At 65.8% G+C, this 14,391-nt stretch carries 6 protein-coding genes; 3 read left to right on the forward strand and 3 right to left on the reverse strand.

Translation table 11 applies throughout. The features are described 5' to 3' along the window. Window position 1: 1 nt before the first annotated feature. A complete protein-coding gene (locus OG203_RS44015; protein ID WP_405163129.1) occupies window positions 2-850 on the reverse strand; it encodes a class I SAM-dependent methyltransferase in 849 nt (282 codons plus the stop codon). A gap of 13 nt (window positions 851-863) precedes the next feature. Then, window positions 864-2,009, reverse strand: a complete 1,146-nt coding sequence (locus tag OG203_RS44020) for an LLM class flavin-dependent oxidoreductase (protein ID WP_405163130.1) — start codon at window positions 2,007-2,009, stop codon at window positions 864-866. Between the two features lie 665 nt (window positions 2,010-2,674). Here OG203_RS44020 and OG203_RS44025 point away from each other — a divergent pair. Then, window positions 2,675-3,199 (forward strand): gamma carbonic anhydrase family protein, encoded by a 525-nt coding sequence (locus OG203_RS44025; RefSeq protein WP_405163131.1) that lies wholly within the window; start codon window positions 2,675-2,677, stop codon window positions 3,197-3,199. A gap of 58 nt (window positions 3,200-3,257) precedes the next feature. On the opposite strand, the gene OG203_RS44030 is transcribed toward OG203_RS44025, so the two are convergent. Then, window positions 3,258-5,363, reverse strand: a complete 2,106-nt coding sequence (locus tag OG203_RS44030) for a glycosyltransferase family 39 protein (RefSeq protein ID WP_405163132.1) — start codon at window positions 5,361-5,363, stop codon at window positions 3,258-3,260. Window positions 5,364-5,653: 290 nt separating this feature from the next. Here OG203_RS44030 and OG203_RS44035 point away from each other — a divergent pair, with 290 nt between their 5' ends. Continuing rightward, a complete protein-coding gene (locus OG203_RS44035; protein ID WP_405163133.1) occupies window positions 5,654-6,880 on the forward strand; it encodes a Glu/Leu/Phe/Val dehydrogenase dimerization domain-containing protein in 1,227 nt (408 codons plus the stop codon). 335 nt (window positions 6,881-7,215) lie between these two features. Beyond that, a complete protein-coding gene (locus OG203_RS44040) occupies window positions 7,216-14,391 on the forward strand; it encodes an amino acid adenylation domain-containing protein (RefSeq protein WP_405163134.1) in 7,176 nt (2,391 codons plus the stop codon).

Raw genomic sequence — 14,391 nt, forward strand, 5'->3', positions numbered from 1 at the left:
ATCAGGCCTTGCGGCGTCCGAGTAGGGCGACCGCGGAGGTCGGCAACCAGCCCGGTCGCCGGGGATCGGGCTGCGGTAGGCGGGCGAACGGCCGTAAGAGCGGTGGTAGCCGATGCCAGCGGTCCGCGGCGACGAGGTGGGACGAGGAGTCCTCGATGGTCCAGCCAACGCCCTCGAAATAGCCGATGCCGGTGGCTGGCCCGAATTTGACGACGAGGTTGTTCATCTTGCCGCGCAGCGCGGGTTTCGACAGTGCGACGAACGCGGGGGAGATGATATCGGCGATCCACCAGGCGATCTCGGGCCGCGTCAGGTCCGAGGACAGCGCGCTGACCTCGGACTCGCTGAGATAGAGCAGCAGTCCCTCCGAGATCACCGCGGTCTTCTCCGCGTTCTGCACGGCCGTGTTCAAGAAATCACGGCGCGCCGCCGGGTCGGCCAGGTCGACGCGATGTCGACTGATCCGGCAGCGCGGGGTCCGCTGTGCGAGTCGCTGTTCCTTCTCGTCGATCATCGCGGGCAGGTCGGCTTCGAACCACTCGAGATCCGGCGGCAGCTCGAGTCGGTATGGGCGAGTGTCCAACCCGGCCGCTAGATTGATGACGCGATCGCAGCCTCGGGCCACGCACGTCGCGATCATGTCGTCGATCAGTTTCGTGCGGGCTACGAAGAACCAGGCGCCGAGCAGCGTGCGTTTAGCCGCGGCGGCGATCGCCGTGCCACGCTCGCCGGCGAGTTCCGCGGCGAGGAAATCATCGAAAAGCGCGTCGGGTCTTGCGGATTCGTCCGCACGATAGGTGGCGACCCAGCGTGCGGTGTCGGATACGCTGGCGATCAGTGATTCGGCCACGTGAGTACTCCGTTCAGAGTCGACGCAGCCGCCGCATGATCTGGACAAGCAGCGCGTTCGCGGCCATTCCCTTGCTGAGACTGTGCTGGAAGTAGCTGACGTTCAGCAATACGGCGTAGCGGACGCCGTGATCGCGCCATTCGGCGATCTGTTCGACGATCTCGCTCGGCGTGCCGACCATGTTCAGGTCGCGCACCAGCGCGCTCGGCGCCTTTTCGGCATAGGAAAGCAGGGTCGGTTCGTCGAGCTTCTGCGGCAGCAGATCCTGCGCGCCCGAGAATGTCGGTCCGAGTGGGTGTTCGACGCCGTGGCGTGCCCACATCTTCGCCGAGGCATTGATGGTGAGGGTTCGTGCGACGACGCTCTCGCAGAGCTCGTCGACCGCGTCGCGGGTCGGTCCGGTGAGAATGGTGAAGGTCACCGCGGGAAGAATGGCCATCGGATCGCGCCCGGCATCGGAGGCCGCCGTTCGGATCTGGTCGAGGCCCGCGGAATAGTCTTCCGGTTGGATGGAGAGTCCGGGCAGCCAGGCGTCGGCGTACTGACCCGCGATGCGGAGCATGCGCGGTCCGTGCGCGGCGATCCAGACTTCCGGTCTGGTCCCGCGATGCGGCGGCACGTCGAAAACGGCGTTGTGCAAAGGGAAGTACGGGGATTCGCGGCTGACCGGTTTTCCGTCGGAATCCCACAGCAGGCGAATCGTTGCCATCGCTTCCTCGAACCGGCCTACCGGTGTCCGCCAGTCGACGCCGAATGGTTCGTTGTTCAAACGCTCGCCGGGGCCGATGCCGAGGATGGCGCGTCCACCGGTCAGTAGATGCAGGGTCGCGGCGGCCTGCGCGGTCACCGCCGGATTGCGGCGGCCGGTATCGGTGACCCCGATGCCGAGACGCTTGCGGGCGAGCCCGTTCTTCGCGGCCAGATAGCCGAGGGCGAGCCACGGGTCGTAGCAGGCGTGAATGCGCGGCACCAAATGCGCGGCGCCGACGTATTTGGGCGTCCAGACCGACTGCGGCTGCAGCGATATCAGATGATCAGGAACCCACAGCGAATCCGCGCCGCCCGCCGCCGCCAGCATTTGGCTGCTGCGCAGCAGCATATCGGGGGTGAATCGAGGATGCAGACCGGCGTCGAGTAGTCCTGTCCGAAAGCGTTTCATTGTGAGATCCATGAGTGACCATTTCGTTGGCTTCGATTCGAGGTCAGGCGACCGACGTATAGTCCGATAGCGGATGCCGTCAGCCCGCCCGCGACGGCCGCGGCGAGTGATAACCAGTAGGGGAGGGCCATTTCTCCGAAGTGCCACGGTTGACTGAAGGGGCCCCAGTAGACCGGGATGTGAATCAGAATCAGGCCGATTGCGACGGCGGCTCCGAAAAGTGCGAGAGCGTTAGCGGCCAGCGGGTGTCTTCGTAAGATAATGATCAAAATGCCTATCCCGACAACATCTGCGAGAGCGCCCATTATCAGCACGGCGACGGGGGTGTGACTCCACATATAAATATGCGCAATAGAATGTAAAATAAATCCAACAATGTATGCTGACCAGCCGATGAGCAGCAGTCGGCGACTGGCTGGTGCTGGCATGAGAATCCCCTTTTGCGTCAGGTGATCAAGCGCATTCGGGCCATTGAATTGCGTTTGACGGATACGACGACACCGTCCGGACCGGGTATCCCGGTGGTCGTTCGACTTTCCCATTGGCCGTATTTGCACGGTAGCCGCTCCCGATCCAACGTGTCAACGGTCGGGCCGCTGTTCCGCCAGGTCAGTAGTCGTTCGCGCACATGGTGTCCGCCAGGCCGACGTGCTTATTGTTTTCGCATGAATCTCTTTGAGTTCGAAGGTAAGCGTCCGGTTGTCAACCACGAGGCATTCATCGCGCCGACTGCGACACTCATCGGCGATGTGCAGGTGGAGGCGGGTGCGTCGATATGGTATGGCGCGGTGCTTCGTGGCGATATCGCGCCGATAATCGTTCGGAAAGACGCGAATGTCCAGGACAATTCAATTCTGCACGGTGTGCCGGATATGCTCACCGAGATCGGACCCGGTGCGACCGTCGCGCACGGCTGCTTGGTGCACGGGGCGATACTCGGCGCGGAATGCATCCTCGGCAATATGAGCTCGGTGCTCGACGGCGCGAAGATCGGCGCAGGTACGTTGATCGCCGCGCATTCCCTGGTGCCCGCGGGATTCGACGTCCCGCCCGGCGTCCTCGCCTCTGGCTCGCCGATGCGGGTCAGGCGTCCGATAGCGGGCACGGATTTCGAAGCGTGGATTCAGATCAATCCGGGCTACTACGCCGAGCTCGCGCGGCGTCACCGCAAAGGCGTTGTCGCGATCTAGTGATGCCGGTCGACTGAGGAGATTCCTCAGTCGACCGGCATCATGGCTGCTCGGGATGTCAGCCTTGGTAGCCCGAAAGGTTGTACACCGTGGTCGATCCGATGGTTTCCGGCTTGAAATTGGTTGTTACCCAGGTGGTTATGTCGGTGTGGCCGCGGCCGAAGCCGGGGCCGCCGCCCGGGGCGGGAGTGCCGGGGGCAGCGTTGCCGGGTGCCTGAGCGGGGTTGCCGGGTGTGCGTGCGGGGCTACCGTTGGGTCGCGTTGCGCCACCGGCGTTTTCGGCAGGAGCGGGACGTGCGCCGTTGCCACCGCGATTGTTGTTCTGGACCAGGTAGTAGGTGACCTGGTGGTTCTTGACGTAGTCGATGAACTGCTCGAGCGTGGGTGCCGGGTCGCTGCCGCTGAAGCCGCCGATCGCCATTACCGGTGTGTTGGTGGACAATTCGAGGCCTGCGGCGGTGGATGAGCCGTTGGTGGCCGCCGACCATTTGGTCGTCGTGTGTTCCAGCATGGTGTCCAGTTGCGGGTTGTCCTGGCTGGTGCCGAATCCGCCACGATTGCCGTGGGAGGTGGCCGGGCCGACCGTCGGGCCGCCACCCAGATGCGGCGTGCCGACCGTTTCGACCGCGTACGCCGCCGAACCGCCGATCGCGCCGAGCAATCCGGCGATCAACGCTACGGCCGCGACCCGCTGCCTCAGCCGCGCTGTCCACGGGACCAGCAGCGCGGCCGCCGCCAGCACGGTCACGGCCAGGATCGCCACCCGGAGTTCGGGCTGCCAGGCGGAGTTGCGTTGGAGCAGCCAGAAACTCCAGATACCGCTGACCGCGATGAGCGCCGCAAGCCCGATGCGACCGAACCAACTTTCCCTGGTACGCCACATTTCGAACACGCCGATGGCGAACAGACCGGCGATCGCGGGAGCGATGGACAGGCTGTAGTAGGGGTGGATGGTGCCCTGCATGTAGCTGAGGACCAGTCCGTCGATGATCGTCCAACCGCCGAAAACGATCGCGCCCGCACGCACCAGGTCGGTGCGCGGCGCCTTGCGCCTTGCGACCAGGACCAGCACGAAGGCCAGCAACGCGGCGGGCAGCAACCAGGCGATCTCGAAACCGAACTCACCGCCGAACAATCGGCTCAGGCCGTGACTCTGGCCGCCACCGAAACCACCGAAACCTCGTTGCGCCGCAGGGTTTTGACCAGCGCCGGGGCCTTGGCCGGGGACGAGGGGATTCTGCCCGGGCACGGCGGGGTTCTGCCCGGGGACAACGGCGTTCTGTCCGGGGACGCCCGGATTCCGACCGGGTGTCGCGCCGGGACCGCCGCGTGCCGGTCCGTGATTACGTCCGAGGACGCGCGCGAACCCGTTGTAGCCGAGCACCAGATTCATGAAGTTGTTGTCCGTCGAACCCGCGATATAGGGCCGCGACGAGGCGGGCCACAGCAGGGTCACCAGCACGTACCAGCCGGACGAAACGATCAACGCCACCGCGGCGGCGACCAACTGCAGCAGGCGGGTCCGGATCGGGTTCGGCGCCGCGATCAGGTAGGCGAGCCCGAGCGCGGGCAGCACCATCAACCCTTCGAGCATCTTCGCCAGGAACGCGAAGCCGAGGGCGACACCGGCCAGCGTGATCCACAGCGTCGACCCGCGTTGCAGCGCTCGCACCGTGCAGTACGCGCCCGCCATCATCAACAGCACCATCACCGCGTCGGGATTGTTGAAGCGGAACATCAACGCCGCCACCGGTGTCAGCGCCAGGCACGCGCCGGCGAGCAGTCCGGCCGTGCGGCCGCTGATCCGGGTGACCGCGCCGTAGAGCAACGCGACGGCGGCGACCGCCATCAGCGCCTCCGGGATGAGCATGCTTGCGCTGCTGAATCCGAAGATCTGCCCGGACAGGCCCATCACCCACTGCGAGACCGGCGGTTTGTCGACGGTGATGAAGTTCTCCGGGTCGACCGCGCCGAACAGCAGCGCCTCCCAGTTCTTCGAACCCGCCTGCGCCGCACCGGCATAGAACTGGTTGCCCATGCCGTTGCTGGTGATGTTCCACAGGTACAGCACCGCGGTCCCCACGAGCAGGACCACCAGGGCGATCCGTTCCCAGACCGTGCGATGTCCGTCGGTTCGCCGCGGCGTCGCACTCAGCTCGGGCATCGCCCCGATAGTTGTAGTCACCTCACCATTGACGCAACCGCTGCGGCGAACGCCCTGGGAGCCCGCCGTGAAGTTGCTGGGAGCCATCGAGCCAGCCGGATCGGCCGGTCGAATGTTGTGCCGGATTGCTAGGCATCTTGTCGCACTACATGGCGGTTGCGGCAGGCATTCTGCGCAGGTTGCGTTGGAGACGCTAGGCAGGTTGCGCGGAAATCGTCGGGAATTCACAGTTGCGTTGCCGCCCTGCTCCTTTGGTCGAGGGCACATTCCGAACGGTGAGGAACACGCAGATGAAGAACCTACTTGCCCAGTTCGAGGAGAAGGCTCCCGAGATCGTGTTCGAGTGGCAGGACTCCGAGACCACCGCGAAGGGCTGGGTGGTGATCAACTCGTTGCGCGGCGGGGCGGCGGGCGGCGGGACCAGGATGCGCCGCGGACTCGATCGCAATGAGGTCGAATCGCTGGCGAAGACCATGGAAATCAAGTTCACCGTGTCCGGGCCCGCGATCGGCGGCGCGAAATCGGGGATCGATTTCGATCCGCGTGATCCGCGCAAGCGCGAGGTACTCAGCCGGTGGTATCGGGCGGTCGCGCCGCTGCTGAAGGCCTATTACGGCACCGGAGGCGATCTCAATGTCGACGAGATGGCCGAAGTCGTGCCGATCACCGAGAGTTACGGGCTGTGGCATCCGCAGCAAGGTGTCGTCAACGGACACTACGGCGCCGATGATCGCGAACTCGTCCAGCGGGTCGGTCAGCTGCGGCTCGGGGTGGCGAAGGTGGTCGAGGATCGGCGCTTCACGCCGAATCCGAATGGCAAATACACTGTCGCGGACTTGATTACCGGCTGGGGCGTCGCCGAATCGGTGCGCCATTTCTACCGGATCTACGGTGGTGAACTCGCCGGGAAACGGGTGATCGTCCAGGGCTGGGGCAATGTCGGCGCGGCAGCCGCCTACTACGCGGCGCAGGCGGGGGCCAGGATCGTCGGGATCATCGACCGGGACGGCGGTGTGCTCAATCCGGCCGGGTACACGCTCGCGGAAACCCGAGAGTTGTTCTTGGCCAAGCGAGGTAACACGCTGCACGCCGACGGGGCGCTGCCGTTCGACGAGATCAACGACCGCATCTGGAATCTCGGCGCCGACGTGTTCCTGCCGTGTGCGGCGTCGCGTCTGGTCACCCATGATCAGATCGATCGGATGACGGCGAACGGATTGCAGGTGATCGCCAGCGGCGCGAACGTGCCTTTCGCGGACTCCGAGATCTTCTACGGGCCGATCTACGAGCACGCCGACAAGAGCGTCGCGGTGGTGCCGGACTTCATCGCCAACTGCGGCATGGCCCGCGCTTTCGCGTTGCTGATGCAGGGCGATGTCGAGGTGTCGGACGAGGCGATCTTCGGCGATATCTCGGCCACCATCGCCACCGCCCTCGACCGCTGCCATTCCCGCTCGGACCTCACCACGAATGTGGCGAGCACGGCCTTCGAAATCGCCCTCGACCAGCTCGTCTAACGCATCGGACGGCGGCTTCGATCCTCTCGGCTGTGTCGGCGAGGCCGCCCGCTCCGCCTGACTCGGCCCTTTTGCGCGATTAGTGACGTTCGCGCCAGTCACCTGCCTCTGTGATGCAGGACACCTCCCCTTCCACTAGATTGCCGACCGATCGGTCATATAGATTCCCTAGGTCTTGATCGCGTCCGATGAGGCGGACGCGCACCTATACCGATCTGGTCATAGTGGCAATGTTGAAGGTGATAATTCCCTTCCCCGTGCCGGTTAATCAGCTTTGGCTGTTGATCAAGGCGTTCGATTTCGGATCGTATCGTCCGGTGCCGGAGAGGATTTCGATGAGCGCATATTCTGAATATCCATTGACCGCCTATCAGCGGGATATCTGGGTGGCCGAATCCTATGCGCCCACCGCTGATCCGCAGTTCAATATCGCCGTGTGGCGCCGATTGGATGGTGAAGTCGATACGGAGGTATTGCTCGCCGCTTGCGAACGGGCGCTATTGCGCAATGACGCCTTCATGCTCCGTTTCGACGAGCGCGACGGGCGGCCGTTCCAGTGGGTCGAGGTCGAGCAACCGCAGGTGGAGACGGTCGATTTCACCGGGGCACCGGACCCGGCCGCCGCGTGTGCGGACTGGCAGGACCGCGATTCCCAGGAGGCGTTCGCGCTGCGGCACACCCGGATGTATCGGGCCGCCGTGCTGAAGGAGAGCCCGTCGGTCGTCTATCTCTATCTGAAGGCACACCATCTCGTCACCGACGGCGTAACACACGAATTGATGGTCAGTCAGGTCGCGGCCGATTACGAACACGTCATGCGCAACGGTAAGCCGTTGGATATCGCCGCGCCGTCCTATCTGGCCGCCGTCGAGTCCGAAGCCCGCTATCGGGCGAGCGCCGACCACGAGACAGACCTCGATTTCTTCCGGGCCGCACTTGCCGATGTCGAACCCGCCTTGTTCACCAGGAAAACCGGCGCTCGCTCAGTCCGCATGGCGCGCAACGGGAACTACACCTTCACCGTCACCCCGGAGTTGGCGGCCGGGATGAAGCGGGTCGGCGGCTCGCAGTTCGCGTTCCTCTCGGCGGCCGTCGCGACGTATCTCTCCCGGGTACACAGCGGCACCGACATCGTGCTCGGCGTTCCGTTCTTCAATCGGCACACCCCGGACGACTGGTTTACCGCTGGTTTGTTCGTGAACAACTTGCCGTTCCGACTGGTCGTGCATGACGCGGTGTCGATGCGCGAACTCGCGGCGGCGGCCCGAGCGACCACCCGCGCCATGCGGGACCACGATCGTCCAGGAATCGGCGACATCGTTCGTGCGCTACCGCGCAATGGCGCTGGCGTGCAACAGCTTTACGACGTCACGGTCACCTACCAGCCCTACCACCATGTCGCTCCGCTGCCGGGAGTCAGCATGGCGGACTGGGGCACCGCGCCGTTGCACAATCAGGAGGCGCTGTCGGTGCGGGCCGTGGCGTTGGACGAGTCGGGCGCGCTCACCATCCTGCTGGATTACGCGCTCGATGTGTTCGATGCGGACTTTCCCATCGAGGCGTGCGCGCGGCACCTGCAGAACCTCATCCGCAATGGCGTCGAGCGGCCCGACGAGCCGGTCGCCGGTTTGTCGATGCTCACCGCCGCCGAGCACGCCGATCTGGCGTATGAAAGGCAAGGGTTCTCGGTCGAACGGTCCGGCGCGCCCACGCTGTCCAGCTTGTTCGAGCGGCAGGCCGCCCGCACGCCGGACCGGGTAGCGGTCGTTGGCGGAAATGACGGTGCGCCAGTCACTTTCGCCGAACTCGAGGCCCGTGCCGACAGGGTCGCGTACGCGTTGCGCGCCAGCGGTATTCGCCCCGACGACCGGGTGGCGGTAGTACTCGGACGAAGCACGCAGCTGCTCGCGGCACTGCTCGGCGTCCTGAAATCCGGTGCGGCCTACGTGCCGATCGATCCCGGCTACCCGGTCGACCGAATCCGTTTCCTGCTCGACGACAGCGGGGCCGAGGTGGCGTTGGTCGATCGCGATGTCCGGCTGCCGCAGCTCGATGGCGGGGTTCGCGCACTGTTCATCGATGACGTGCTGGCGGGTCCCGCTGGTACGCCGGAAGCGGTGGGCACCGACCAGAATCTGGCCTACGTCATCTATACCTCGGGCTCGACCGGCAAGCCCAAAGGGGTGATGGTCGAGCACCGTTCGGTGGTCAACCGGCTCGCCTGGATGCAGCGGCGCTACCCGATCGGCGCCAATGATGTGGTGTTGCAGAAGACGCCGATCTCGTTCGACGTGTCGGTGTGGGAGCTGTTCTGGTGGGCCGTCGAAGGCGCGAGCGTGGCGCTGCTCCCGCCGGACGGCGAGAAGGATCCGCTGGTACTGCTGCGGACGATTGCCGAGCATCGGGTCAGCGTCCTGCATTTCGTGCCGTCGATGTTCGGACCGTTCCTCGACCTGCTCGAATCCTCGCCACAGCGAAGGGCACAGGCAAGCTCGCTGCGGTGGGTGTTCTGCAGCGGCGAGGCGCTGTCGCCTGCCCGGGTCGCGCAGTTCAACCGAGTCTTCGCCGACCACCGGGACGGTGCGCCGAGGTTGGTGAACCTGTACGGACCGACCGAGGCCACCGTCGATGTCTCCTATTACGACTGCCCGGACCGCCCGATCGATCGGGTCCCGATCGGGCGGCCGATCGACAACCTCCGGCTGTACGTGCTCGATCCGCAACGCCAGCTGCAGCCTGTCGGCGTCCCCGGCGAGCTGTATATCGGTGGGGTCGGCGTCGCGCGCGGCTATCTGAATCGGCCGGAGCTGACCGAGGAACGGTTCATCGAGGATCCCTTCGTCCCGGGTGGCGCGTTGTTCCGGAGCGGGGACGGCGCGCGGTGGCTGGCCGACGGCAACCTGGAGTTCCTCGGACGACTCGATACGCAGGTGAAGATCCGTGGCAACCGAGTGGAGCTCGGCGAGGTCGAGAACGCGCTCGCCGAGATTCCCGGCGTGCGGGACGCGGTCGTGGTGAGCACTGAATCGGCCACTCGTGGACCATATCTCGTCGGCTACTACGTCGCCGATGCCGAGCAGACGCCCGAGCGGAGCCGCGCGGCGCTGGCGAAGACGTTGCCGGAGTACATGATCCCGTCGCAGCTCGTCCGGATCGAACGAATCCCCTTGAACCCGAACGGTAAAGCCGATCGCCGGGCGCTGCCCGCGCCGACTTCCGTCGAGATATCCGACGAGACGGACACCGCGCCGCGCAACGCGACGGAGGCGATCTTGGCCGACATCTGGGCGGAGGTGTTGGAGAAGGACCGGGTCGGCATCCATGACGACTACTACCTCTCCGGCGGCGATTCCATTCTGATGCTGCGGATTCGATCGGCGGCGGAGCAGCAGGGAATTCACTTCTCGCTCAACGACTTGACGCAGCACCCGACCGTCGCGGAGCTGGCGAGCCGCGCGACCATCGGTCCTTCGACCGACGCGGGCCTGCGGCCGTTCGAGCTGGTGCCCGCAGTGGACCGTGCCCGGCTGGAAGACGCGGTCGACGCCTACCCGGTGAGCCGCATGCAGCTCGGTCTGCTCTACTACAGCCGCGTTCGGGACGACTCGGCGATGTACCACGATGTCTTCCAGTACAGCTTCGTCATGCCGTGGGACGGCGAACGATTCCGGCACGCCTTCGGCCTATTGGTGGCCCGGCATCCGGTGCTGCGCGCCAGTTTCGATCTCGGCGGGTTCTCCGAACCGCTGCAAGTCGAGCACCGGATGGTCCGGGGTGGGCTCGAGATCGCCGATCTGCGTACGCTCGGGGACGAGGACTCCCAGGCCGCGATCGATGAGCACATCGAACAGCGGCGCGTGTATCCCTATCGATTCGACCAGGCGCCGCTGTATCGGTTCCAGGTATTCGTCTGCCAGTCCACCGTGGAGCTCGTGCTCAGCTTCCACCACGCGATCCTCGACGGCGGCAGTGTCGCCAACCTCGTCAGCGAGTTGTTGCAGGACTATGCGCACGGATGGGGGCTAGCGGTCGGGCCCGTCGCCGACCGGGTGTTGCCGTCGGCGGCGGAGTATGTGCGTGCGGAGCAACGCGCCCTGGAAAGCACTGAGACACAAGACTTCTGGCGCAACATGCTGGACGGAGCGCCCCTGGTCCAGCCGCCTGCCTTCCGTCCGCATGGTCGCCCTGGACCGGACGGTGTCATCACCCGTCAGGTCGAGCTGGCCGACGAACTGACCGACGCGGTACGGGAATTCGCGCGGGCCGCGAAGACGACTCTCAAATCCGTACTGTTCGCGGCCCATTGCGCGACCTTGGGCCTGGCCGCGGGGACGACCGACGTCACCACCGGCCTCATCACACATGGCCGACCGGAGCTTGCCGACGCCGAACGTATCGCCGGACTGTTCCTCAACACCGTCCCGATCCGGGTCGACACCGCGGCAACCAGCTGGCTGGCATTGGTGCGCGAGGCGTTCCGCACCGAACAGCGCACCCATCCGCATCAGCGTTATCCGCTCAGCGCCATCCAGCAGGATCTCGCTGCCACTGTGCTGGATACGGCATTCAACTACGTCTACTTCCGCCAGCTGGCCGCGGCTCTCGAACTGCCAGGCATCGACCTGATCGATTACCGCACTTGGGAAGAGACCAACTTCACCCTGCTGGTCAACGCCTACGCCGATCCGCTCGACGGACCGATCCGACTGCGAATAGATTGCCGGAGCGGCGTTTTCACCCCGGAGCAGGCCGACCTTTACACCGACCAGTTGCTCGGGGTGCTGCGCCGCATCGTGACGCGCCCGGACGAAGCGCCCGATTTCGCCTTCCTCGCTGAGGATTCCGTGCTGCGGTCGGCCCAGGTCGCCGCGGCGGTCGACGTCGTCGCCGCCGTCGACGCCCGGATCGCGGCGGCACCGCACGCCGCCGCCATCACCTTCGGTGACCGGCAGTGGACCTATTGGGAATTGGGCAACGCCGCAGACCTGGTGGCCCAGCGACTGTTATCGGAGGGGGCGCAACCCGGTGACCGGATCGGGATCGCGATGGACCGCTCACCCGAGGCCATTGCCGCGATCCTTGGCGTATTGAAAGCGGGCGGCGCCGCGGTTCCCTTCGACACCAGCTATCCGCCGCAACGGATCGCGGCAATGGTGGACCGAGCCCAACCCTTCCTGGTGATCGCCGACGCCGCGACCACGCACCTGCTGCCCGCGCGGTCGGTCGTGCTGAGCGCCGACGAGATCTGCACCGGCACAGCCGAACCCGGCGGCCGAGCGCTGCCCGAGGTCGACCAGGACAGCATCGCCTACGTGTTGTTCACCTCTGGCTCCACCGGAACGCCCAAGGGCGTCGCGATGCCGCGTCGCGCGCTCGCCAACCTGGTGGCCTGGCAGAACCGCGTGCCGAGCGGTGCCGTCGGCGGCATTACCGCCCAGTACGCACCGCTCAGCTTCGACGTTTCCTTCCAAGAGATCTTCTCGACCCTGTGCGGCGGCGGCACCCTGGTGTTAATCTCCGACGCGGATCGGCGCGACATTCCCGCGCTGCTCCGGGTGCTGGACAGCGAAGGCGTGCAACGGATCTTCCTGCCCTATGTCGCACTCCAGCAACTGGCCGAGACCGCGGCCGCGCTCGACAGCTGGCCACGCAGCGTGCGAATTCTGGCATCCTCCGGCGAGAAGCTGCTGGTGACCGAGGCGATCCGGCGACTCTGCGCCCAGTTGCCAGGGGTGCTCCTGGAAAACCAGTACGGCCCCACCGAAACACACGTTGCCGCAAGCTGTTCCATGACAGGGGACCCGGCGATGTTCCCGGCGCTGCCACCGATCGGGACCGCGATCGACGGCGCCGCGGTGCATGTTCTCGACGCGCGGCTGCGTCCGATGCCGTTCGGCGCGCAAGGCGAAATCTACCTCGGTGGCAGCTGCCTGGCCGCGGGATATCTGGATCAGCCGGAACTGACCCGCGAACGATTCGTGCCGCATCCGTCCTTGCCCGACGGGGCCCGGCTCTACCGCACCGGCGACCTCGGCTTCGTCTTGCCCAGTGGCGACGTGGTGTGCACCGGCCGGGTCGACGCGCAGGTCAAGGTCCGCGGCTTCCGGGTCGAACCGGCCGAAATCGAGCTGGCCATCACCCGTTTCGCCGACGACCATCCCGGCATCACCGAGGCGGCCGTCACCGTGCGCCGCCACGGCGGCAACGATTCCTTCCTCGCCGCGTTCCTGGTCGGCGAGCCGGACCGCGCGGACATGGATCAGCTCGGCAAGCACCTGCGCGCGCTCCTACCCGAGTACATGGTGCCCACGCATTTCGAGTGGCTGCCCGCCCTGCCGTTGACCGCGAGCGGGAAGCGCGACGACGCCGCGCTCGACCGGCTGACGCTCACCACGCCGCTGTCCTCGGCCGTTCCGCCGCAGGACGACTACGAACGCGCACTGGTGGAAATCGCCGCGAATCTGTTGCGGCAACCGACAATCGGCACCACGGACAACATCTTCGACCTCGGCGCCACCTCGCTGACCGCGATGCGATTCGTCGTTCAGGTCGAGCAACGCTTCGGGCTCACCATCCCACTGTCGGAGTTCTTGGTCGCGCCGACGGTCGCCGCGCTCGCCGAACGGCTGCGTCTCGGCGCGGCGGACGCGGTGTTCGATCCGCTGGTGCCGATCCGTGCCCGCCGCCCGATGTTCTTCGTCCATCCCTTGGGCGGCAACGTGTTGTGCTACGTGCCCCTCGCCAGACGACTCGGCCGGGACGTGCCGTTCTTCGGTCTGCAGGCCGCCGGTGCGGTCGCGGGCACCGAACCGCTGTCGACCGTTCCCGAACTCGCCGCCTACTACCTCGAATCCATTCGGCGCGTACAGCCGCACGGCCCCTACCTGATCGGCGGCTGGTCCTTCGGGGGCCTGGTCGCCTTCGAAATGGCCAGGCAACTGCGCCGAGCCGGCGAACAGATCGCCGACCTCGTCATCCTCGACACCGTGGTGCTCGATCCGGCCAGGCAAGCCGACCTTGACATCGATGCCCCTGACGACACCGCCGAGGACATCCTGCTGCGGTATTTCTTCTGGGAGCTGCTGTTGCTGCAACGGGGCGGTGACTCCAAGTTGGCGGCGCTCGGCGAATTCGCCACGCAGGACGACGCATTCGAGCACATGGCCGAACTCGCTGTGCGGGAAGGGGTGCTGCCCGAGGGCAGTACCAAGGCGGTGATCCGCAGGCTGTTCGGCATCTACGCGGCGAACACGCGCGCCATCCTCGCCTACCGGCCCGAGGCCATCGATGTGGACGTGACGCTGCTGCGCGCCACCGAACCGCTGCCCGAGGTGCTCGAGTTGCTGCACCGCGTCGGCGGCAGCAAGCACGACGACCCCGCCAACGGCTGGGGTGAGCTGACCACCGGGCGGCTGACGGTGCTCGCCGTTCCAGGCAACCACCTATCGATAGTCGAGGAACCGCACGTCGCCCGAGTCGCAACCCTGATCGACGACCTGATTGGAGAATGA

It is taken from the genome of Nocardia sp. NBC_01499, from assembly GCF_045040275.1.
Classification (GTDB): Bacteria; Actinomycetota; Actinomycetes; order Mycobacteriales; family Mycobacteriaceae; genus Nocardia.